The sequence below is a fragment of the Cognatundibacterium aquatile genome (genome assembly GCF_014699135.1).
Classification (GTDB): domain Bacteria; phylum Pseudomonadota; class Gammaproteobacteria; order Burkholderiales; family Burkholderiaceae_D; genus Undibacterium; species Undibacterium aquatile.
On sequence record NZ_JACOFT010000006.1, the window covers coordinates 78,570 to 101,339 of the forward strand.

Below are 22,770 nucleotides of genomic sequence, written 5' to 3' on the forward strand. Positions count from 1 at the left end.
AGGCCGTTTTTTTATTCTGCTTACCGACGATGAAATGAAGACGCCATCAGCGGAGAATTACATCGTCGGGCTATTTCGATCACACTCGCCGCGCGATACGGAAGCGATTTACTTCGCGGGCTGCCAGGGTCTGATCCACGCCAAACCTTCTGAGGTTCCCGCCCGTGGCCGGTATTCGCAACCTATCCAGCCGTTATAGCCCAAATCATCCAACAGTTGAAACAGATACGGGTAATTTACTTCGCCTTCGGATGGTTCATGACGATCTGGCACACCAGCGATCTGTATATGACCGATGCCAGCCTGCGGCCTGCGCATATCCCGCTGCAGCTTGCGTGTGATATCGCCTTCCATAATCTGGCAGTGATACATATCAAACTGCACTTGCAAATGGCTGACGCCAATTTCTTCACAGATTTCCTGCGCCATATTTTGCTCAGATAAAAAATATCCCGGCATATCACGGGTATTGATAGGTTCAATTAACACCGTCAGATTTTCACGCGAGGCCAGTAATGCCGCATACGCCAGATTACCCAGATAGACCGCGCGATGACGCGCCCTATCTTGCTCTGGCTGTATCAAGCCCGCCATCACATGAATATGACGGTTGCCCAGCACGCGGGCGTATTCCAGCGCCTGATCAAAGCCACGCTTAAATTCGTCTTCGCGCCCCGGCAACGACGCCAGGCCACGTTCACCGGATGCCCAGTTCCCCGGTGGCGCATTGAACAACACTTGCTGTAAATTATTCGCGTCCAGCAATTCACGTAATTGCTGCGCCGGATAATCGTAGGGAAACAGATATTCCACTCCAGTGAAACCATCTTTTGCCGCAGCAGCAAAACGTGCAGGAAAATCGACTTCGGTATACATCATGCTGAGATTGGCAGCAAAACGAGGCATGTATTTCTCCTTAAAAAACCCGGTATTCAGGCAGGCCTGACATTGGCCGGATTCTGTTGATTTCTATTTTGGTCTATTTGCGTAGCGTTGCGCCAGCACAGCGCAGACCATCAGTTGCAATTGATGGAACAGCATCACGGGTAACAACACCGTGCCGACGGAACCGCTGGAAAATAAGACTTTCGCCATCGGTACACCGCTTGCCAGACTCTTTTTAGAACCACAAAAAACAATGGTGATTTCGTCTTCCTTACTAAAGCCAAGACGACGACTGATCAGGGTAGTAAAACCCATTACCAATGCCAGTATCACCGCACTGATCAGCAGCAGGCCGAATAGCATCAGCGTTGGCACCTGATGCCATAATCCTTGTACGACCGCTTCACTGAACGCCACGAATACCACCAGCAGAATCGAGCTCTGATCGACCATTTTTAACACGCTCGCATGTTTAGTGATCCATGCCTGTAAATACGGGCGCATGATCTGTCCAGCCACAAACGGCAACAGCAATTGATAAACGATTTTCAGCATCGCATCGGCAGAGGAATGTCCATCACTGTTGGCTTTAATCAGCAGGCTGACCAATAAAGGCGTGATGAAGATGCCGAGCAGGTTACTCGCGGAAGCGCTGCAGACGGCAGCAGGAACGTTACCACGCGCAACCGAGGTGAAAGCAATCGACGATTGCACCGTCGATGGCAGCAGACACAAATACAAAATTCCCAGATATAAATCCGGGGTTAACACGGTCAGCAAAGCTGGTTTGAGCAGCATCCCCAGCAAAGGAAATAAGGCGAATGTTACCCCCAGCACCAGCAAATGCAAACGCCAGTGCGTCATCCCCGCCACCACCGCCTCACGCGATAATTTAGCGCCGTGCATAAAGAACAGCAGCGCAATCATCAGTGTCGACAGATGATCAACGCTGACTGCAAGTTCTCCTTTTACCGGAAAAAAACTGGCGATCAGAATCACGCCCAGCAAAAGTAAAGTCATGTTGTCAGGTAAAAAGCGGGGGCGTTTCATAGGCGGCAATAGAAATAAAAACGAGCTTCATTGTACTTGAATCATCTGAAAATATTCCCCTCATCAAAATGCAATTCTGCTGTTCGCAAAACTGTGACAGTCAAACTGCACCCAAGTACAATGCCGGGCACAAAAAATTGCGTTTTCAAATCAGAAAAAGGGAAATCTAAATCGTATAAAAAATAGTCAAACGAAGCAAAGCCAGAAGATTCTCCGGAATTGCACGGGTTTTATCAAATCTGTGATTCATCTGCCTGTTACCTGAATTCATGCAATAGATTTACCTGTATATTTTTGCTTTTATCGCATCACCTGTCACATTGTTCGTTACATCGTTTGTGATTACCTTTACCGGCTTTTGCCGACAATACTCAACACCGGAGACTCTATGCAAAAACATCTGATCGCCAGCCTGCTGGCACTCGCGTTTGCTTTTCCTGCCAGCGGTTTTGCAGCGCACAGCAACGACACTGAAGCGCAACGCTGGAATCTTACCGATCTGTATGCCAATCGCGCTGCGTGGAACGCTGATGCAAAAAATCTGGAAACACAGTTAGTCCAGCTGCAAAAATGCAGCGGTCATCTGGGCGACAAGATCAGCAGCTTTAAATCCTGTCTCGATCTGAATGCGGATATTCTGAAACGTTATGCACGCCTGGCGACCTATGCGTCGCAATTCCGCGATCAGGATACCGGTGACAACGAGGGACAAGACATTGCGCAAAATGCGGATATCATCGGCAGCAAGCTCGAAGAAGCGAGTTCTTTCTTCCGTCCGGAGATACTGAAGCTGGGGCAAAAGAAAATCGACGCATATCTGAATCAGGACAAATCACTCGCCGCCTACCGCTTTGGCCTGCACGACATCCTGCGCGGCACGCAACACACGCTGGATAAAAAAGGAGAAGAACTGATCGCAAGCTTTGGCATGGCAATGAATGCTCCCGCTGCTGTGTACTCAACATTGTCCAATGCAGAGATGCCGTGGCCAAAAGTCACGCTGTCGGATGGTCAGCAAGTCACCATCGATCAGGCCGCTTATACCAAATACCGCGCGTCACCGAATCGTGCTGACCGCAAGCTGGTGTTTGATGCGTTCTGGGGCAAATGGAAAGAGTTTGAACGCAGCTACGGCGTCACGTTTTACGAACAACTCAAACGCGATGCAGTGTATGCCAAAGTGCGCAATTATCCTGATTCACTGACCCATGCGCTGGATGGCAACAATATACCGCGCGCTGTATATGACACGCTGGTCGATCAGACCCGCGCCAATCTGCCGACGCTACACCGTTATTTCAAATTACGCGCAAAAATGCTCGGAGTACAAGATCTGCGCTACTTCGATATTTACCCGCAACTGGTTTCCGGCAATTTCACTTACAGCATCGACGACGGTGTGAAACTGATGCTGAGTTCAGTCAAACCGCTTGGCGACGATTACGTCAATGCGATGACCAAAGCGAGCACTGCGCGCTGGATGGACGTCTACCCTCGCCCACGCAAGCGTTCAGGTGCCTACATGTCTGGCGTCGCGTATGACGTACACCCATACATACTGCTGAATTACAACGACGATTACGAGTCAGTCTCTACACTCACGCATGAATGGGGCCATGCGATGCATTCGTATCTGGCGAATAAACATCAGCCGTTCAGCACCGCTGACTACCCTATTTTCACCGCTGAAATTGCCTCGACCACCAACGAAGTATTATTGCTTGATCACATGCTGAAAATCGCGAAGAGCGACGATGAGCGTCTGCTATATCTGGGTTCCGCACTGGAAAATTTGCGCGGCACGTTCTTCCGTCAGGCTATGTTTGCAGACTTTGAACGCGAAGTGCATGCGCGTGTGGACAAAGGTGAATCACTGACTGGTGAGGGCCTTACTAAAATCTACGGCGACACCCTGAAGCGCTATCATGGCGATAAAGAAGGCGTCATGAAAATCGATGATGTCTATGCAACAGAATGGGCTTACATCCCGCATTTCTATAATCGCTTTTATGTGTTCCAGTATGCGACCTCGATTGCTGCCGGTTCGATGTTTGCCGATGAAATCCTGAAATCGCAAGCAGGCGCAAGCGACAATTATCTGAATATCCTGAAAGCTGGCGGCTCTGCTTATCCTTACGATCTCGTAAAAAAAGCCGGGGTCGATCTGGCATCGCAAGCACCATATCAAGCAGTGTTTAAACGCATGAACAGCATCATGGATCAGATTGAAGCCATCGTTGCAAAACGCTGAAACGCTGAAACGCTGAGAAAGCGTAGTCAGTCAACCTCGTTCCCTGCTAATGGGAACGAGGTTTTTTTATATAAACAGGGCAATAAAAAATACTCATCAAACGAGCATAAGTGGAGAGTAAAACAAGAGCCGAATGCGGACGCGAACACCGATCAACCTAAAAAATCAGCGGAAGTCAACGAAATCCGTTGGTACGTCTCGCTTTATTTGATCGGCATCAAACAGCGAATAAGGTGCACAGAGTACAGTATAAAAAAATTCTGCGGAGACCGTTATGTGCGCCAGAAACTTCCATCCAATATCTATCGATATCATTCAGCAAGAACATCAGCATTTGTCTGCCGTCATACAGACCATGCTGGAATTTGTGCGTTCGACAGATAAAGGAGACGCGCCACCTGATCTTAAATTATTCCGCGCCATTCTTTTTTACATCAGCGAATATCCGGAAAAAGTACATCATCCTAAAGAAGACAGATTTCTGTTTTCCAAGATTAAAGAGCGTACACACCAGCTCGACAATGTGCTGGATGCGTTGATCGAACAACATGGCAACGGCGAATGCCTGGTGCGCAATCTGCACAATGCGTTGCTGAAATACGAGTTTTGCGGAGCCCCGGCTTTTCCGCATTTCAGAGATCTGGCGGAGCAATATGCTCTTTTCTATTACGCGCACATGCACGCTGAGGAAAATGATGTGTTACCGGTCGCCAAACTGGTATTGAATGTCACCGATTGGCAGGAAGTGGATCAGGCATTTATGGAAAATCGCCATCAGCTTGACGACACAGGTGAACGTTATCGCTACGAACAATTGTTTTCCTATATCGTCAGTAACGGCTCTATCGCTGCGGGCGCTCCCGACCCTTTATAAAACACAGCTAATCTGCAAGACTACGTCAACGTCTTGAAGATAAAACGATGCCGGCAACGATCAGCAAAAACGCTACCGCATGAAACAGTTGTGGCGTCTCACCTAAAAATAACGATGACAGCAAAGCGGCAAACAAGGGCGTCAGATTACTGAAAAACGCAGCGATACTTGGTCCGACCCGTTGTACGCCCATGCCCCAGCAGCGAAAGGCTATCAGCGCCGGCCCGACTGCGACAAAAATGATCGCAGCGATCAGCGTACTGCTCCAATGAATCACAGGAGCAACAAGCATCCATTCACCCGCCGCAAACAAACCCGACCACACCAGCCCGAAGCTGACCTGCGCCAATAAAAAATGTGACCAGTGATCACGCAACTCACCGTCGCCGCCACGTGTCAGCAGCCAGCTGTAAAGTGACCAGCAAATCGCTGCCAGCAGCATCAGCATATCGCCGGGAACCAGACGCAGTGCCATTAAATGCTGAAGCTCGCCACGACACAGCACCAGCAATACCCCAGCTATCGAGACGACCACACCGGCTACCGCAAAGCGGGAAATCGATGCATGAAAAAATAAGCGCCCGATTAACAACATCCAGACTGGCATGCTCGCCGCCACCAGCGTCACATTGATGGGCGTCGAACTTTGTAAAGCCAGATATTGCAAGGCGTTGTACATCCCCACACCGAGCAGCCCGAGTAATGCATAGCGATACCAGCGAAACCAGAATATGCTGCCACGTTTAAAAATACTGGCCGCCATAGGCAGCAAAATCAGAAAAGCGATTGCCCAGCGAAAGAAATTCAAGGTCACTGGCGGCACCATCGTATGTATCATACGTCCGACAACCGCATTACCTGCCCAAAGCAGTGGTGCCAATACCAGTAAAAAAATGGTGCCGGGAGTCAGTTTATGATTCATACAAAATCGGAACAGGAAAGAAATGGCAGTGAGCAAAGTCCGACAGCATACCACCCTGACACAGGCCGCGGCGACCAGCATGATGGCTGCAATATGTCCGATTCACATCTAAAATACCGGCAGACGCTGCCGTCGCTAAGTTGATGGCACAGCAAAAAGAGAGAAGGTAAAAGTGAAATTATTAATTCTGGGCGGTACCGGCTTAGTGGGACAGCAATTAATTGCGCAAGCCCTGGCGCACAAGGATGTAACTCAAGTGATCGCGCCGACGCGCACCGCGTTGGCGCCGCATCCTAAACTACACAACCCCATCGTTGACTATGCCCACTTGCCGCAGAATGCAGACTGGTGGCAGGCAGATGCGGTCTTATGTGCGCTCGGCACGACGATCAAGATCGCCGGATCACAAGCCGCATTTTCCCGTATCGACCACAACTATGTAATAGCCGCTGCCAGCCTTGCCAAAGCCGCAGGCACAAGACATTTTGTGTATAACTCGGCACTTGGTGCGAATGCAGATGCCGGTTCCTTTTATTTACAGGTTAAAGGCCAAGTGGAAAATGATTTGCGTGCTTTGGGATTTTCAGCGCTGACAATAGTACGTCCATCACTGCTTAGCGGCGGCACCAGAAAAGATAAACGCCCGGCCGAAGCCATCGCGATCTTCTTATCCCACCTATTTGGCTCGCTGATACCGCGCCGCTACCGCGCGGTAGATGTCGCTGATGTTGCAGCCGCGATGCTGCATGCAGCCATGAATGCAAGCTTTACTGCAACCGATAGCGTCGCGATTCTGGAGTCAGATCAATTGCAGGGTGCGCTAACACGCACGACAGAAAAATCTAGGCAAGTCCAATAAAAATATGCCTCTCCAGCCAAAAAGCACTGGAAAGGCACGTATTTATTCAGACATTCACTGCAATTTCCAAAGCAATTAACGCTGCATACTTTCCCAGACTTTCTGCAAGCGCTTCACCGACACCGGCATCGGCGTGCGCAACTCCTGCGCAAACAAAGACACCCGCAACTCTTCCAGCAACCAGCGGAATTCCAGCAACTTAGGATCAGCATCGGCACCTGTTTTTCGCGGCGTCCGTTGCCACGGTTGCGCGACGCTGTTCCACTCGGCCATCAGTTTAGCGTCACGCGCCGGATCGGCACGCAGCTTATCCATACGTATCGTGATCGCTTTCAGATAACGCGGAAAATGCGCCAGCTGGCTGAAATCCGTCTCGGCAATAAAACGTTTAGTGATCAGCATCTGCAACTGATTCTGGATATCAGCCGCTGCTTGCGCGTGGGCTTTGATGCCCTGAATTTTCTTCGGCAGGCTGTGATATTCCGCCAGAATCTGCCCCGCCATGCGAGCGATTTCATTCGCCAGTAAATTCAGGCGCGCCTTCCCTTCCTCGCGGCGGATATTGAATTCACCCGAATTGCCTGGCAGCGGCTGCTGCAGACACGCGCGTTCAATCGCCGTCTGGATAATCTGTTCGCGCAATTCTTCCTGCGAGCCCAGCGCCATAAACTGCATGCCCATTTGCTGCAGACCCGGAATATTTTTCTCAAGGAACTTCACCTGCTCCTTGAGTTGCAAAGCAAACAAACGGCGCAAGCCTATGCGGTGCACCCGCGCTGCTTCGTCAGGATCATCAAACACCTCGATATGACAATGCGTGAGCTTGTCCACCAGCGCCGGATAACCGATCAGGGTTTGCTTACCCTGCTGTACTTCCAGCAATTCCGGCAAGCTGTCAAAAGTCCAGCCAGTGAAATTTTCCTGCTTCAGCGCGGGCATTGCGCCTGCAGACGCTGCGCTTCCATTTTTATTCGCTGCGGATGTGCGCGGGGTCTCGGCTGCAGCAGACGCTTTACCCTGATTTGCACCACGCACATTTGCTCCCTGTGCGTCCAACAGCGCCAACTTTTCTGCACTCGCAATCTTCTGGAAACTTTCACGCGCCTGCCCGCCAAATTCAGCACGCAGATTCGCCAGATTCCGCCCCATTTCTAACTGGCGGCCATGTTCATCCACCACTTTAAAATTCATCGTCAGATGCACAGGCACGGTTTCAAATTTAAAATCTGTGGTTTTGCACAGCAAACCTTTTTGCTCGCGGATATCGGCAATCACGGCATCCAGAAAATTGCCCTTACCAAAGTCGTTGCGCTCACAAAATCCTGCCGCATATTCCGGCAACGGCACGCAATGGCGGCGTATTTTTTGCGGCAAGGATTTGATCAGCAAATGCACTTTTTCTTTCAGCATGCCGGGCACCAGCCACTCACAGCGTTCTGCCGAGACCTGATTCAGCGAAAACAAAGGCACGGTCAATGTCACGCCATCACGCGGGCTGCCGGGTTCAAAATGGTAGCTGAGTTGCAGCGCCACACCGGATACCTGCATGGTTTTCGGGAATAAATCCGTCGTCACGCCTGCAGCCTCGTGGCGCATCAGATCGTCTTTATTCAGATGCAGCAGTTTGGGATTGGCTTTGATCGCTTCTTTATGCCATTCTTCAAACAGCACTGCGTTATACACGTCAGGCGGAATCAGCTTGTCGTAAAACGCGACGATCAGTTCAGCATCGACCAGCACATCGAGGCGGCGCGATTTGTGTTCCAGATTTTCAATCTCACGCACCAGTTTCTGGTTGTGGGCGAAGAACGATGCGCGTGTCTCGAACTCGCCTTCCACCAAAGCTTCGCGGATAAAAATCTCACGCGCTTCGACCGGATGATACAAACCATACTGAATCCGGCGCTGGCTGTAGACAACCAATCCATACAGGGTCGCTCGTTCAAACGCCGACACCTGACCCGTCCGCTTTTCCCAACGCGGCTCGCCATAGGACTTTTTCAGTAAATGACCGCCGATTTTTTCCAGCCATTCCGGCTGTATCTGGGCAATACAACGCCCGTACAAACGACTTGTATCGACGAGCTCTGCCGCCATAATCCAGCGTCCGGCTTTCTTCGCCAGGCTGGAGCCGGGCCAGATATAGAATTTGATACTACGGGCGCCGAGGTAATGCGCTTCTTCCTCAGATTTATAGCCGATATTACCGAGTAAGCCGGTCAATAAAGACAGATGCAGTTGTTCATAAGTGGCCGCAGTTTCATTCAGACGCCAGCCCTGCTCTTTCACGATGGTCAGCAATTGCGAATGCACCTCGCGCCATTCGCGCAAGCGCATCTGGCTCAGGAAATTGCTACGGCAATTATCCTGCAACTGACGGTTCGTTTTTTTGTGCTCTATCGCGTCTTCAAACCATTTCCATATTTTCAGATACGAGATGAATTCAGATTTTTCATCGGCAAATTTCTTATGCGCCTGATCGGCAGCCGCTTGCGCCTCCATCGGCCGGTCACGCGGATCCTGCACCGACAAAGCCGCAGCAATGATCAGCACTTCCTGCAAAGCCTGATTATCACGCGCTGCGAGGATCATGCGTCCGACTCGCGGGTCTAACGGCAACTTTGCTAATTGCCGACCGACTGCTGTGAGCTGATTGGTATCATCCATCGCCCCCAGCTCTTGCAAGAGCTGATAGCCATCGGCAATCGCCCTGCCCGGCGGTGGTTCAATAAACGGGAAAGTTTCCACATCGGTGAGTCGCAAAGACTTCATCCGCAAAATAACGGCCGCCAGCGAGGAACGCAAAATCTCCGGTTCTGTAAACCGGATACGCTGATTAAATTCCTGCTCGTCAAACAGGCGTATGCAAACACCGGCTGATACACGTCCGCAACGACCTGCACGCTGGTTCGCCGCCGATTGCGCAATCGATTCAACCTGTAACTGCTCTACCTTGTTCCGGTAGCTGTAACGCTTGACGCGCGCCAGGCCAGTATCAACCACAAACCGGATGCCCGGCACTGTCAGCGAGGTTTCAGCCACATTCGTCGCCAATACGATACGGCGTGAATTCGATACCTTGAACACCCGCTCCTGCTCTTGTGCCGACAAGCGTGCAAATAAAGGCAGTATCTCGACGTGTGGCGGATGATGTTTGCGCAAGGCTTCCGCCGCATCGCGGATTTCGCGCTCGCCCGGCAAAAACACCAACACATCACCAGAGCCGATACGACACAACTCATCGACCGCATCGGTGATCGCAGTCATCAGATCGCGCTCTTTATCTTTATCGGTGTCCTGTACCGGGCGATAACGCAATTCCACCGGATACAGCCGCCCCGATACTTCTATGACCGGCGCAGGTTTAGGTTCTGCTCCACGCGGATTGCCAGCATCGTCGGCAAAATGGTTGGCAAAGCGTTGCGCATCAATCGTCGCGGACGTGATGATGATCTTCAGATCGCGGCGCTTCGGCAGCAATTGCTTGAGGTAACCCAGCAGGAAATCAATATTCAGGCTGCGTTCATGCGCCTCATCAATAATGATGGTGTCATATTGACGCAGCAAGGGGTCGGTCTGCGTTTCTGCCAGCAAAATACCGTCGGTCATCAGTTTGACCGACGCACCTTTGCTCAGCGTATCGGTAAAACGTACCTTAAAACCGACATGCTCGCCGAGTGGCGAATTCAGTTCCTGCGCAATCCGTTTGGCAGTTGATGAAGCCGCAATCCGGCGCGGCTGGGTATGACCGATCAAGCCTTTGCGCCCACGCCCGAGTTCCAGACAAATTTTCGGTAATTGCGTTGTTTTACCAGAGCCGGTTTCGCCGCAGACGATGATCACCTGATGCTTTTGCAAAGCTTCGGCAATCTCGGCACGTTTACCGGACACCGGTAATTCTTCCGGAAACGTAATGACCGGCAGAGGGTTGCGGAAAGGCAGACTGCTCTCATCGGCTACTACAGCAGCCGTGGCAGCGCTAGCAGCTTTAGCATTGGCGGGCTTCGCGCCAGCACGCGCAGGCTTAGCTGCGTCTCGCTCAGAACGCCCACGCTGATCTGGCGATGCGGATGATGCGAATGATGCTGGTTGCCGCACCTGCGCGACCGGTGGCTTCGCTGTCGGCGTTGCCGGTTTTTCTGCCACTGGTGCAGCTTGCCGCAATTGTTGACGTAGCTCGCGCAACCCCGACAAACCATCTATCGTGGTGGACGTTGCTTTTTTTTGGGAATTTTTAGGTGTTTTATTTGAAGACATAGCGCTGCGCATTATCCCTGATTTTTACGCTGCACAGGAAATGTTGCGCTGTTCACCACAACACTGCGGTTTCACCCCGATCAAAACAAGATTGCGAACCGATACGCATCGGACTTGCAACAAGCATCAAATCATATAAATAAATCCTTTCATTATTTCATTACCTATAATGAAGAAAACAAAAATTTGAGACCACCACCTTACGTCTACGACCCATTTTGCGTAGCTATGTCGCAATCCAAAGTAGCCTAGATTGCTGTCTAAATGAAGAACCTGTTTCATCAACAAAATTGAAGTGTGTTTCAGTCAAAATACAGACGCGTGAGGATTAAAATGAAAACTTGGATTATTCTGCTCTTCGCCAGTTTGCTGAGCGCCTGCGCCAGCCAACCCAACCAAAAATTAAGTAACCTACAACTTCACGATCAGGGCTTTGGCCCGGCACCGACATCCATCAATGCGGAAGATGTCATGGCGGTCAGCAAAGAAATGCATACGTACATAAAAAATGAAATTACTACCCAGCTACGTGGAAAATCCCCACAAAAAGCCCTGTTTGAAGCACTTTCCACCAAAGGCCAGATCAAGCTTGAATACGATGCGGAAATGACCCGCAATGCTGCACAGGCCTTCAACGCCCGCTCCGGAAATTGCCTGTCGCTGGTTTTGATGACTGCAGCACTGGCAAAAGAACTGGGCATGAATGTGCAATTTCAAAATGTCATGATGAATGAATCCTGGAGCCGCAACAACGATATTTATTTTGCGGTAGGACATGTGAATATCGTATTGGGAAACAAATCGGTATTTAGGAACTCCGCGCAGGAATATAGTCAATCCATGGTGATAGATTTTCTCCCTCCCAAGGATCTGCGTGGTCAGCGTGCGGAACTGATAGCTGAAGCCACCGTCATTGCCATGTATTTCAACAACCGCGCCGCTGAATCGCTGGCACAACATCAGGTCAACGACGCTTACTGGTTTGCACGCGCTGCCCTGATGAGCGACCCTGATTTCATTGCCGCCTACAATACCCTTGGCGTGGTATATCACCAGCATGGAGATCTGGCGTTATCTGAAAATGTCTTCAAGCAGATTCTAAGCAAAGAAAAAGAAAACACGATGGCGCTCAGCAATCTGATCGAAGTATTGCGCAAAGTCGACCGCCAGTCTGAAGCACAGGTGTATGCCGACAGACTGGCAAACCTGCAACCGAATGCTCCCTTCCACTACTTTAACCGTGGCATGGCGGCCATGGATCGTGGTGAATACGCCGAAGCCAAAGCCCTGTTCAAACGGGAAATAAAACGCGACCCGAATTATGACGAATTCCATTTATGGCTTGCACTGGCACATTTAAAACTGGGTGAAACCAAGGACGCGATAGAAGAACTTACACTGGCACAGGCCAACAGCACCACGCGCAAGGCCCGGAATTTATATGCAGGCAAACTGGAAAGGATTAAAGCCACGTACCATTAAGCCATTCAAATATTAGCGATCAGGCACTTACCGATACGAGATCCGGCGTCTGATTGACAACAATGTGGAAATTCGACCACGTTGCAAGGTCATCTGCTTTCTCGTCTAAGATTATAATTGGCGGATGGAAAATCCTGTTCAATTCGTTCAATGGCTGCGCTCAGTCGCGCCGTATATTCACGCCTTTCGTGGCAAAACCTTTGTGGTCGCCTTTCCTGGCGAACTGGTCATGGCAGGTGCACTGCCCGTGCTGGCACAGGATTTGTCTTTATTGCACGCACTTGGCATCAAAATTGTCATCGTCCACGGCTCCCGCCCGCAGGTCGCTGAACAACTCGCCTTGCGTAACGTGGAAGGCCGTTTTCACAATGGTATCCGGATTACCGATATCGCCGCACTCGAATGCTCGAAAGAGGCCGCTGGCGAATTGCGTCTCGATATCGAAGCGGCATTCAGTCAGGGCTTGCCCAACACCCCGATGGCACACGCCGCGATACGACTGATTTCCGGTAATTTTGTCACCGCCAAACCGATAGGCATCGTCGATGGCATCGACTTCGGCCTGACAGGCACCGCGCGCAAAGTCGCTTACGACACCATAGGCCGTATTCTTGATGGTGGCAGCCTGGTTTTGCTGGGGCCACTCGGTTTCTCTCCTACCGGCGAAGCATTCAACCTGACGATGGAAGATGTTGCCGTCTCAGCCGCCAGTGCGCTGCGCGCCGACAAGCTGATTTTCATTTCAGAAACGCCGATGATGGTGGATCGCGAAGGTGCTGAAATCCGCGAGCTTTCCTTCATTCAGGCAGAAAAAGAATTGGCTGCCAATTACCTGCCGCCGGATTCTGCGTTTTATCTGGAACATGCAGTCAAAGCCTCGCGTGGCGGCGTACCGCGTATTCATATCGTGCCGTATGAAATGGATGGTTCTGCGTTGCTGGAATTGTTCACGCATGATGGTGTCGGCACGATGGTCTCGTCGGAAAATCTCGAAAGTCTGCGCGAAGCGACGATTGAAGATGTCGGCGGCATTATTAAACTGATAGAACCGCTCGAAGCCGACGGCACGCTGGTGAAACGTGGCCGCGAACTGATAGAGCGCGAAATCAATTACTTCTCGGTGATTGAACATGATGGCGTGATTTTCGGCTGCGCTGCCTTATATCCGTTCCCGTTTGAAAAAATGGGCGAAATGGCCTGCCTGACGGTCAATCCGGACGTACAGAGTCAGGGCGACGGTGAACGTATTCTGAAACACATAGAAAAACGCGCACGCCGCGCTGGCTTTCATTCACTGTTTGTGCTGACAACCCGTACTGAGCATTGGTTCCTGAAACGCGGCTTTGTCAAAGCAACCGTTGATGATTTGCCGAAAGACCGGCAAAAAATGTACAACTGGCAGCGCAAGTCATTGGTGTTGATCAAGCAGCTCTGATCACTTGGCTTTATAATCCACGGCGGTTGAATGACTGTGACGTCCGCTGTGTTTTGACGAATTACTAAGGAGTATTACTATGGCCCGTATGGTCCACTGCATCAAACTAAACAAAGAAGCTGAAGGCCTGGATTTCCCGCCATATCCGGGTGAGCTGGGTAAAAAGATCTATGAAAGCGTATCCAAAGAAGCCTGGGCTGGCTGGATGAAACATCAGACCATGCTGGTCAATGAAAACCGCCTGAACCTTGCCGACACCCGCGCCCGTAAATATCTGGCGACGCAGATGGAAAAACATTTCTTTGGTGACGGTGCCGACGCCGCTGCCGGTTATGTACCTCCAACGGAATAATCACCTTCCGCTCAGATAAAAAGCCCGCAACTCGCGGGCTTTTTTCTTAGTAACGCATAAAAATCAGCGCGCAACGTATCGATATCGGCATGATGGTATTTCGTCATATCAAAGAATCACCGTTATTTAAAAAATCAGTTTTTGCTGTTTTTATGGGAAACCTGTGCATTTTTGTGTTTTCTTAAGATTTTGTTCAGAAATGCCATCTATGCTGAGCATTCTCACTGATATTTCTATTCCAAAATGCACCTAACCCTGGGTTCAACGATGAACATCTACAAAAAACGGGCAGCACTCAGGATAGGACTGGTCAGTCTGCTGCTGGCGATACTTGGCAGCCCTCTGGCCTGGCTGATTTCACGCGAAAATGCCGAAAAAGAAGTCGTTTTGTTTGCCATCGAAGAAAGTCGCCGCCCGCTGGCGTTTCTGAACGATGCAAGCAAATCTGATACCGATAACGCCAGTCAAGCACAAAATGGCGCAAACATTCTGACCAGCGGCATATTCGACATTGCCGAAGTCTACGATGCGCAAGGCAAAAAATTAGCTGAACAAATGACACCGACCGGAAGTCTGGTTGAAAACCAGTTGCCACATCATGCACGCCCAAACTATCAGGATACGCACTACGAAAATAATGCGATCAGTCTGGAAGGAGAAAAAAGAACGGCCATCCGTGTGTTCGTTCCACTGTTTGACAAGCAAAAGAAACTGAGCGGCTATTTTGAAGGTGTGCGCGTGATACCCGAATGGCAAATGCAGCAAATTTCTGCCGATGCCAGCATCGTTGCGCTGATGGTGGCGATTGCGTCATTGCTGTGCGGGATGACGATTTACCCGGTGGTCACCTACCTCGCGAAAGAAAACGAACGCAAAACGCTGCAGATCTATGAATCGCACATTTCGATGATGGAAGCGCTCGGGCGCGCCATCGCAAAACGGGATTCAGATACCGGCTCGCACAATTATCGGGTTGCCTGGATGTCAGCGCTGATGGGCGAGAAGCGTGGTTTGAGCGGCGAACACATGCAAGGACTGATCATCGGCAGTTTTTTACACGATGTCGGAAAAATCGGTATTCCGGATGCGATCCTGTTAAAACCGGGAAAACATACGCCGGAAGAAATGCAGATTATGCGCACCCATGTTGAACATGGCGAACAGATCGTCAAAGGAGCAGGCTGGTTGCCCAGCGTAGCCGCCGTGGTCGCGGCACATCATGAAAAATGGGATGGCCAGGGTTATCCGCGTGGGCTACAGGGCGACGCCATTCCCTTGGAAGCCAGAATATTTGCGATTGTGGATGTATTTGATGCTTTGTGTTCAAAGCGTCCATACAAAGAACCGTTCAGCTATGAGCAAGCCATTGCGATTTTACGAGAAGGAGCAGGCAGCCATTTCGACCCGGATCTGCTGGCACAATTTCTCGACATCGCCAGTTCGGTCTACAACACGATCTCGTCCATGAACGAAGAACAAATACATGCATTACTCAGAGATACCATGACGCGCCACTTCGTCATCACTGCATGAGCGGCGTCAGAACTCTGCTTCGTCTTACAGATACGGTGAGTGTCGTATCAGTGCAACCTCAGCCAGCATTTCAATGTCAGCACAATCGAGAATGCTAAAATATTAAGCACGATTTGTTCTGACAAGGTTGACATCATGTACCGGACTATCCTCACCGCTCTCAGTCGCTTGTTCAGCATTTTCACGTTACTGGCACTCGTTTCCTGTGGGTCAGGCGACACCTCTGCAAATAAAGAAACGGTCGCACCAGTTGCCGGCATTCGTGCCGTCACTGCAAGCGGTGCGGTCAGCGACACAATCTATGTTTTGCCCGAAACAGGCTGGTACTGGAACCCGGCAGAAGGCGGTCGTGGCTTTGCGATTGAACGTCAGGGAGACAAGATATTTTTATCTGGCTTTCTGTACGAAAGCAATGGCCATCCGACCTGGTATGTCACCACGATGGAAATGCAGTCGAACAAACAATTCATAGGATCGCTGGCGCGTTTTGCCGGTGGGCAGAGTCTGACTGGTGACTATAAAGGTGCGACGCAGAGTCAGGTTGGATATGCAGTACTCTCGTTTACGTCCGCGACTGAAGGTACGCTATATGTCACGCCGGATACCGGTGAAAACGCGATTACGGTCAAACTGCAGCGGTTTCCGATTTCCACTCCGGCGCCGTTTCAGGCTTCGGCAGCCAGTTTTCAGAATGGCTGGTGGTGGAGTGACAAAGAAGGCGGGCGCGGCTATTTTATTGAAGTACAGGGCAATCAGGCCTTTATTGGCAGCTTCATGTACGACAACGCTGGCGAACCGACCTGGTACGTCAGTTCCGCCACGTTATCCGCACCGAACAAACTCAGCGGATCACTGCAGGAATATGCTGGCGGTCAGACCTTAATCGGCGGCTACAAATCAGCGGGACTAAAAGCCAATGCAGGTGATATGAGCTTCAACTTCACTGCCGCCGATGCCGCGACGATGACACTGCCAAACGGAAAGCCGGTACAACTCAGCCGTTTTGGATTCAGCACCTCAACCAGTTCTGCACCGCCGTCAGTCAATTGCACCTCACCGCAAATACTGCAAAATGGCAGTTGCGTCACCGCCACCGCGCCGGTTCCGATTCGCCCTGTGTTTTATTTCACCATCACTCCGGTTCAAAGCGGAAACTATTACGGTGTCATGCTCTGCTATGCGGGCCCTTACGATTGCGACACACTGGTCAATTCCATTTTTGTCAGCAATGAAGAGTTACAAGACCCGGATACCGCCGAAGCCTTAATTTATGCCAAAAGCGTTGCGGAAGAATTCCGGCAGATTATCGACCGGCTGTGGCGGGCAAAAACCTACCCGAGCAATACAGCCCTGGCAGCGGCCTTCCGTACAGCGATACAAAACAATCTCGCAAACCGAGGCAAAACCGCTGTCAATGACGCGACCAATTATCTGATGACGGCTGGCTATCCGGCCGCTTCCACCGCAGCCCCAGTCACGCCAACCTGCTATGCACCACAAATACCGCAGAATGGTGTGTGCGTCACGCCGCCGACACCAGTGACCTGCAAAGCGCCGCAAATACTCTCTAACGGTTCCTGCGTCACGCCACTACCTTTGGATGTGAGACCAATATACGGCGCCTACGGCATCGCTACGCCGCAAAATCATAAACAGTTTTCAGACGCAATTTGCGATAGCTGGCAAGTCATCGGCGCACCCGTGGTGCTCAGCACTTGCACGACCAAATCGGGTTACTGGGGCTATGAAGTCATCGAAAACCGCAGCGCCACAACGGCAAGAATTTGCTACAAAGCGTATTTCCATAGCGGTGCAGCGCCAGATAAAGGCTGTTACTCCTACATGAAATCGATGGAAATAATGACGCCATATTGCCCTGACTGCGCCAGCAAAAAAGGAGGCGCAAGACAAATCGACTTAACCGAATTCACACCGCAGTAACATGGCCCCCCTGACCTCATGCCTGCGGCATGCCAAAAAGAATGCCTGGAAGCTTAAAATATACTCCCCCCAGTATATAAAGCAGCCCTTTGTTTATAAGGAGATGACGGTGGTTTTATTAAATTAGTGGGGGAGTATGCAAAAATGGCTGTCAACGACAGCCATTTTTATGTTCACCGATCTGTTTGAGTCCATTGCGAATCAGTCGCAGATCAGTTGCAGGTCTGTCGTGAAAATTACCGCATTTCACTCAGAATGAGCACTCAGAACGCGTGCTCAGAATTGCAGAGTTTTCACGCCTTCTGCCGTTCCCAGCAGGCAGACATTCGCGCCTTGTTGCGCAAACAAACCCACCGTCACGACACCCACGATGTTATTGATCGTCGCTTCCAGTGCCACCGGATCAGCGATCTGCAGGCCATGCACATCGAGGATCATATTGCCGTTATCCGTCAGCAAAGGTTTGCCGTCTTTCAGACGCAAACGCGCCTCGCCACCCAGCGCATTGAGCTTACGCGTCACCACCGCATGCGACATCGGAATCACCTCAACCGGCAACGGAAATTTGCCCAGTTGATCGACGAGTTTAGAGCCATCGGCGATACAGACAAATTTATCGGCCACGGAAGCTACAATTTTTTCACGGGTCAGCGCAGCGCCACCACCTTTAATCATCGCGCCTTGCGGCGTAATCTCATCTGCACCGTCGATATACACGGGCATGGATGTCACCTCATTCAGATCGAGTACGGTGATGCCGTGATCACGCAAGCGTTGCGCAGTGGCTTCCGACGACGCGACGGCCGCCTTGATTTTATGCTTCATTTTTGCCAGTTCATCGATAAAGAAATTGGCAGTCGAGCCTGTGCCGACGCCGACAATCTCATTTTCAACAACATAAGCAATCGCTGCCTGGGCAACAGCGCGTTTCAGTTCATCCTGGGTCATGTGATTTCCAATCAAGCGTGGACTTTAGTATTGCAGTCCAAAAGTTCAAAAAATTTGCGCTATTTTACCGGACAGCAGACCAGTACATAGTAAAGCTCAGACCGGCCACAATGGCGCTTCATCCATCAGCGCAATCTGCTCGCGCAATTCGAGTATGCGATCCTGCCAGTAACGCTGGCTGTTAAACCATGGGAACGCCGCCGGAAATGCCGGATCATCCCAGCGTTGCGCCAACCACGCCGAATAATGCAGCAGACGCAGGGTACGCAGCGCTTCAATCAGATGCAGCTGGCGCGCATCAAAGTCGAAAAAGTCTTCATAACCGACCAGAATATCGGTCAGCTGGCTCTGCATCTCGGCACGGCTGCCGGACAACAGCATCCACAAATCCTGTATGCCCGGCCCCATGCGGCTATCGTCAAAATCGACAAAATGCGGCCCGGCCTGCTCGCCCGATTCCAGCCACAAGACATTGCCCATGTGGCAGTCACCATGCAAACGCAGCATCTGCACCTCCCCTGCCCGCTCGTAACAGCGCGCAATGCCATCGAGCGCCTGCTGCGATACCGATGCATACGCCTGCAGCAAATCTGGCGGAATGAAATCATGCTCCAGCAACCATTGCCTCGGTGCGATACCAAAGGTGTGCTGATCAATTGCGGGTCGGTGACAATACGTCTGCATTGCGCCAACGGCGTGTATGCGTCCGATGAAACGTCCCAACCATTCCAGTGTGGCGGCATCGCCGATTTCCGGCGCGCGCCCGCTCTGCCGCGGGAACAAGGCAAAACGATAGCCGTGATACTGATGCAGACTGTCGCCAGCCGCATTCACTATCGCAGGCACAACGGGTATCTCTTGCTCAACCAGCTCGCGCACAAACTGGTGCTCTTCGAGAATCGCCGCATCGCTCCAGCGCTGTGGCCGGTAAAACTTAGCGATCACAGCAGGCGCGTCATCCAGCGCAAGCTGATACACGCGGTTTTCATAGCTATTGAGCGCCAATAAACGCCCATCACAATGCAAGCCGCAACTGTCAACGGCATCAAGCACCAGATCGGGCGTCAGGTCGGCGAAGGAAACGGCCAAAGTTACAGGGGAAATTTGTTCTGTCATAGCCGAATTGTACGTGCTTATCCAGCATAGGCTTTGATTTACGCGCCTCTGAGAACGATTTAATTCCACGGAAAAACGCAGAAAACACCTGCACAGCCTGACGACAAAGCGCTACACTTCCGGTATTTTCATCACACCAACAGGTAACACCATGCATCTCGACGAACCGCTCAGCGACAAAGAATTCAACGAACTCGATAAATTTCTCATGTCCGATAAGGTAGGCGATGAAGGTATGACGATGGACGCCTTGCACGGCTATCTGACAGCGATTGCGCTCGGGCCTGAAATGATACCGATGGCGGAATGGCTGCCGAAAGTCTGGGGTCTGCCGGAACAGGGCGAACCTAAGTTCAAAAACGAAAAAGAAATGCAGCGCATCACGCAACTGATCGCGCGTTTTATGAATGAAATACAAATCACGTTTGAAGTCGCACCACAGGAATATGAACCTTTATTCTGCGTGATGGAACAAAACGGCAAAGAACTCATCGACGGCGAAACCTGGGCCTGGGGCTTCTGGGAAGGCATGCAGTTACGCGAAGAAGCCTGGGAAGCCGCCTGGGAATCCGAAGAAATCGGCCCTTTGCTGCAACCTATCTATTTGCTCGGCGCTGAAGAAATCGAAGAAGAAGAAATGCGCTTCGTTGACACACCAGAAAAATGCCACGAACTGGCGCTGACGCTGGAAGCATCGATTCCCGCGATACGCCGTTTCTGGGTGCCTTTGCGCAAATCCGGTGTCACAACCGTAAAACGCGAAACAGCGAAAGTCGGTCGCAATGATCCCTGCCCTTGCGGCAGCGGTAAAAAATACAAAGTCTGCTGCGGTGCTGAACCAACTATCCATTAATTCGGGTTCACGATAACAGGCAGGCATCAGGAAGAAAATATTGTGTTTATTCTCCTCCTGAAAGCGGCCAAACCGCTAGTCAATATTGACCCTAGCTTCACTCATAACGCAGCAACGACGAAGCAAATACTTGAAAGGCCGCCATGGGCATAGAATATTCGATAGAATTTTCCTTTACTGATGCACATCGCGTCGCCAGTTTATTCGCCGCCATCGGTGCGTTAACCGTCACATTACCAACAGGTGCCCGTTACGATTTTCAATCCGCTGTCGCCGGAAGAATGCCGGATGGCACCGCAAAAATAACAGAGTCAGGCGTGATTTTTTATTCGCACGGTGGCCAAGGCGAGGAATATTTAGGTAAAGTCATCGCTTCGCTGATCAGGGAGTTCGGTAGTGTCAACGTACGGAAAACTCAGTAAATTATCGTCCCTGATTCAACTGGCGCTGATCCAGTACTAAGCTCATCTTGCTGGAAGGAACCCTCTAGCAGAAATGCTGGCGAACACATCTTCAGCGTGTTATTTTTTGCGCTTTCGTTTAAAGACCGCCGGAGACCCGCATGAGCTTGCAAGAACAATTCAACCAGGCATTGGCAGATTCTAAAAATTTGCCGGAACGCCCTGACAATATGACGCTGTTAAAAATCTATGCTTTGTATAAGCAAGGCAGCACTGGCGACGCAACTGGCGATCGCCCTGGCATGACGGACTTTGTCGGTCGCGCCAAGTTTGATGCGTGGGCTGGCCTGAAAGGCACCACGCAGGAAGCCGCGATGCAACAGTACATTGATCTGATTAACTCACTGAAATAAACAATAAAAACGCAATTAAAAAAAAGCCCTGATCTGGGCTTTTTTTGCGTCAATTTTTGGCAACCAACCTCAGAGTTTCAGCAAGTTCGGCGGCACCTGCCCGCTCAAACCGGCAATCAGATTATCGGCGGCACAATTCGCCATTGCGAGGCGTGTTTTTTCCGACGCACTGGCGATATGCGGGGTCAGTACGACATTGTCGAGCGTCAGAAAATCCGGGTGAAACTTCGGCTCACTTTCAAACACATCCAGCCCGGCAGCAGCGATACGTTTTTCGCGCAGCGCTGCAATCAGCGCCACATCGTCCACAATGCCGCCACGTGCCAGATTAGTCAGCGTTGCCGTCGGCTTCATGATAGCCAATTCAGCCGCCGCAATCGTGTGGCGGGAAGCCGGTGAATACGGCAACACCAGCATCACATGATCGGCCTCGCGTAAAAGCTCTTCTTTGCTGACATAACTGGCGTTATTCGCCTGCGCTTCCAGCTCTGGTGTAATCCGTGAACGATTGTGATAAATCACCCGCATATTAAATCCTGTGGAACGGCGCGCAATCGCCTGTCCGATACGCCCCATACCGATAATTCCCAGGGTGGAACCGTGCAGATCCGGCCCAAGGAAATAGTCGTAACGCCATTTATTCCATTTCCCTGCCCGCAGCCAGTGTTCTGATTCGGTAATACGCCGCGCTGTCGCCATCATCAGCGCCCAGCCAAAATCGGCTGTCGTTTCATTCAGCACGTCAGGTGTATTACTCGCCATCACGCCATGCGCAGAGCAAGCCGGCAAATCAATATTGTCGTAACCGACCGCCATATTCGCGACCATTTTCAACTCCGGCACTTGCTGCAACAAAGCAGCATCGATGCGCGCGCTTCCTGTCGCCAGTATCCCTGCTTTGCCAGCCAGACGCTGCGCCAACTCTGCCGGCGTGAAAATCACGTCGTCCTGATTCGATTCGACCTCAAAATGCTGATGCAAACGGCTCAATACTTCTGGAAATATCGCTCTGGCAACCAAAATCGCTGGTTTCATAGTTAACAACTTTCTTTACATTAAAGGCGGGTGGTTGCTTATCTTAACCTCGAAAAAGAAGTTTTTCCGGGTTCCGCTGCGTCCTTAAAAACTTTCATCTCAGCAATGAATGCTATAGATGATTTTCATCGATAGTGACCCATATCAATAACAATGATCGTGA

General features: G+C 51.0%; 18 protein-coding genes. 11 read left to right on the forward strand and 7 right to left on the reverse strand.

Features of this window, described 5'->3' with window-relative positions; genetic code table 11:
* Positions 1-108: 108 nt before the first annotated feature.
* Complete coding sequence (gene otnI / locus H8K26_RS15350) at positions 109-906, reverse strand: 2-oxo-tetronate isomerase (RefSeq protein ID WP_190480737.1); 798 nt, start codon at positions 904-906, stop codon at positions 109-111.
* Between the two features lie 63 nt (positions 907-969).
* Positions 970-1,935 carry a bile acid:sodium symporter family protein gene (locus H8K26_RS15355; RefSeq protein ID WP_190480738.1) on the reverse strand — a complete coding sequence of 322 codons (966 nt, stop codon included), beginning with the start codon at positions 1,933-1,935 and terminating at the stop codon, positions 970-972.
* Positions 1,936-2,323: 388 nt separating this feature from the next.
* Here H8K26_RS15355 and pepF point away from each other — a divergent pair, with 388 nt between their 5' ends.
* A complete protein-coding gene (gene pepF, locus H8K26_RS15360; RefSeq protein ID WP_190480739.1) occupies positions 2,324-4,186 on the forward strand; it encodes an oligoendopeptidase F in 1,863 nt (620 codons plus the stop codon).
* Between the two features lie 274 nt (positions 4,187-4,460).
* Positions 4,461-5,060, forward strand: coding sequence for a hemerythrin domain-containing protein (locus tag H8K26_RS15365; protein WP_190480740.1), 600 nt, complete (start codon positions 4,461-4,463; stop codon positions 5,058-5,060).
* 25 nt (positions 5,061-5,085) lie between these two features.
* Here the strand turns inward: H8K26_RS15365 and H8K26_RS15370 are convergent, their stop codons facing one another.
* A complete protein-coding gene (locus H8K26_RS15370) occupies positions 5,086-5,982 on the reverse strand; it encodes a DMT family transporter (protein ID WP_190480741.1) in 897 nt (298 codons plus the stop codon).
* A gap of 172 nt (positions 5,983-6,154) precedes the next feature.
* On the opposite strand from H8K26_RS15370, the gene H8K26_RS15375 reads away from it, so the two are divergent.
* A complete protein-coding gene (locus H8K26_RS15375; protein ID WP_190480742.1) occupies positions 6,155-6,841 on the forward strand; it encodes an NAD(P)H-binding protein in 687 nt (228 codons plus the stop codon).
* Between the two features lie 75 nt (positions 6,842-6,916).
* On the opposite strand, the gene hrpA is transcribed toward H8K26_RS15375, so the two are convergent.
* Complete coding sequence (hrpA, locus tag H8K26_RS15380) at positions 6,917-11,098, reverse strand: ATP-dependent RNA helicase HrpA (RefSeq protein WP_190480743.1); 4,182 nt, start codon at positions 11,096-11,098, stop codon at positions 6,917-6,919.
* 333 nt (positions 11,099-11,431) lie between these two features.
* On the opposite strand from hrpA, the gene H8K26_RS15385 reads away from it, so the two are divergent.
* From H8K26_RS15385 to H8K26_RS15405, 5 genes are all read left to right on the forward strand, one after another.
* A complete protein-coding gene (locus H8K26_RS15385; RefSeq protein ID WP_190480744.1) occupies positions 11,432-12,580 on the forward strand; it encodes a tetratricopeptide repeat protein in 1,149 nt (382 codons plus the stop codon).
* Positions 12,581-12,704: 124 nt separating this feature from the next.
* On the forward strand, positions 12,705-14,015 hold the full coding sequence (argA, locus tag H8K26_RS15390) for an amino-acid N-acetyltransferase (RefSeq protein WP_190480745.1): 1,311 nt from the start codon (positions 12,705-12,707) through the stop codon (positions 14,013-14,015).
* A 79-nt stretch (positions 14,016-14,094) separates the two neighbouring features.
* On the forward strand, positions 14,095-14,367 hold the full coding sequence (locus H8K26_RS15395; protein WP_186885801.1) for an oxidative damage protection protein: 273 nt from the start codon (positions 14,095-14,097) through the stop codon (positions 14,365-14,367).
* A 267-nt stretch (positions 14,368-14,634) separates the two neighbouring features.
* Positions 14,635-15,900, forward strand: a complete 1,266-nt coding sequence (locus H8K26_RS15400; protein WP_190480746.1) for an HD-GYP domain-containing protein — start codon at positions 14,635-14,637, stop codon at positions 15,898-15,900.
* Between the two features lie 135 nt (positions 15,901-16,035).
* A complete protein-coding gene (locus tag H8K26_RS15405) occupies positions 16,036-17,841 on the forward strand; it encodes a hypothetical protein (protein ID WP_190480747.1) in 1,806 nt (601 codons plus the stop codon).
* A 276-nt stretch (positions 17,842-18,117) separates the two neighbouring features.
* Here H8K26_RS15405 and rpiA read toward each other — a convergent pair whose 3' ends face one another.
* On the reverse strand, positions 18,118-18,789 hold the full coding sequence (gene rpiA / locus H8K26_RS15410) for a ribose-5-phosphate isomerase RpiA (RefSeq protein WP_190480748.1): 672 nt from the start codon (positions 18,787-18,789) through the stop codon (positions 18,118-18,120).
* Between the two features lie 96 nt (positions 18,790-18,885).
* Entirely contained in the window at positions 18,886-19,905 is a 1,020-nt protein-coding gene (locus tag H8K26_RS15415) for a serine/threonine protein kinase (RefSeq protein ID WP_190480749.1), read from the reverse strand.
* A gap of 151 nt (positions 19,906-20,056) precedes the next feature.
* Between H8K26_RS15415 and H8K26_RS15420 the strand changes: the two genes are divergently transcribed.
* The 3 genes from H8K26_RS15420 to H8K26_RS15430 all read left to right on the forward strand — a co-directional run bounded on the left by H8K26_RS15420 (position 20,057) and on the right by H8K26_RS15430 (position 21,572).
* Positions 20,057-20,758: a UPF0149 family protein gene (locus tag H8K26_RS15420; RefSeq protein ID WP_186885796.1), complete on the forward strand. Its 702-nt coding sequence runs from the start codon at positions 20,057-20,059 to the stop codon at positions 20,756-20,758.
* 143 nt (positions 20,759-20,901) lie between these two features.
* The gene (locus H8K26_RS15425; protein ID WP_190480750.1) at positions 20,902-21,180 is read left to right on the forward strand and encodes a hypothetical protein; all 279 of its coding nucleotides are present in this window, start codon (positions 20,902-20,904) and stop codon (positions 21,178-21,180) included.
* Between the two features lie 140 nt (positions 21,181-21,320).
* Positions 21,321-21,572 (forward strand): acyl-CoA-binding protein, encoded by a 252-nt coding sequence (locus H8K26_RS15430; protein ID WP_186898146.1) that lies wholly within the window; start codon positions 21,321-21,323, stop codon positions 21,570-21,572.
* Positions 21,573-21,641: 69 nt separating this feature from the next.
* Here the strand turns inward: H8K26_RS15430 and H8K26_RS15435 are convergent, their stop codons facing one another.
* Positions 21,642-22,607 carry a 2-hydroxyacid dehydrogenase gene (locus tag H8K26_RS15435; protein ID WP_190480751.1) on the reverse strand — a complete coding sequence of 322 codons (966 nt, stop codon included), beginning with the start codon at positions 22,605-22,607 and terminating at the stop codon, positions 21,642-21,644.
* Positions 22,608-22,770 lie beyond the last annotated feature (163 nt).

Excerpts from the sequence above, each read along its gene's own strand:
- otnI (WP_190480737.1), bottom strand. The coding sequence starts at position 906 with ATGCCTCGTTTTGCTGCCAATCTCAGCATGATGTATACCGAAGTCGAT.
- H8K26_RS15355 (WP_190480738.1), bottom strand. The coding sequence starts at position 1,935 with ATGAAACGCCCCCGCTTTTTACCTGACAACATGACTTTACTTTTGCTG.
- pepF (WP_190480739.1), top strand. The coding sequence starts at position 2,324 with ATGCAAAAACATCTGATCGCCAGCCTGCTGGCACTCGCGTTTGCTTTT.
- H8K26_RS15365 (WP_190480740.1), top strand. The coding sequence starts at position 4,461 with ATGTGCGCCAGAAACTTCCATCCAATATCTATCGATATCATTCAGCAA.
- H8K26_RS15370 (WP_190480741.1), bottom strand. The coding sequence starts at position 5,982 with ATGAATCATAAACTGACTCCCGGCACCATTTTTTTACTGGTATTGGCA.
- hrpA (WP_190480743.1), bottom strand. The coding sequence starts at position 11,098 with ATGTCTTCAAATAAAACACCTAAAAATTCCCAAAAAAAAGCAACGTCC.
- H8K26_RS15385 (WP_190480744.1), top strand. The coding sequence starts at position 11,432 with ATGAAAACTTGGATTATTCTGCTCTTCGCCAGTTTGCTGAGCGCCTGC.
- argA (WP_190480745.1), top strand. The coding sequence starts at position 12,705 with ATGGAAAATCCTGTTCAATTCGTTCAATGGCTGCGCTCAGTCGCGCCG.
- H8K26_RS15395 (WP_186885801.1), top strand. The coding sequence starts at position 14,095 with ATGGCCCGTATGGTCCACTGCATCAAACTAAACAAAGAAGCTGAAGGC.
- H8K26_RS15400 (WP_190480746.1), top strand. The coding sequence starts at position 14,635 with ATGAACATCTACAAAAAACGGGCAGCACTCAGGATAGGACTGGTCAGT.
- H8K26_RS15405 (WP_190480747.1), top strand. The coding sequence starts at position 16,036 with ATGTACCGGACTATCCTCACCGCTCTCAGTCGCTTGTTCAGCATTTTC.
- rpiA (WP_190480748.1), bottom strand. The coding sequence starts at position 18,789 with ATGACCCAGGATGAACTGAAACGCGCTGTTGCCCAGGCAGCGATTGCT.
- H8K26_RS15415 (WP_190480749.1), bottom strand. The coding sequence starts at position 19,905 with ATGACAGAACAAATTTCCCCTGTAACTTTGGCCGTTTCCTTCGCCGAC.
- H8K26_RS15420 (WP_186885796.1), top strand. The coding sequence starts at position 20,057 with ATGCATCTCGACGAACCGCTCAGCGACAAAGAATTCAACGAACTCGAT.
- H8K26_RS15425 (WP_190480750.1), top strand. The coding sequence starts at position 20,902 with ATGGGCATAGAATATTCGATAGAATTTTCCTTTACTGATGCACATCGC.
- H8K26_RS15430 (WP_186898146.1), top strand. The coding sequence starts at position 21,321 with ATGAGCTTGCAAGAACAATTCAACCAGGCATTGGCAGATTCTAAAAAT.
- H8K26_RS15435 (WP_190480751.1), bottom strand. The coding sequence starts at position 22,607 with ATGAAACCAGCGATTTTGGTTGCCAGAGCGATATTTCCAGAAGTATTG.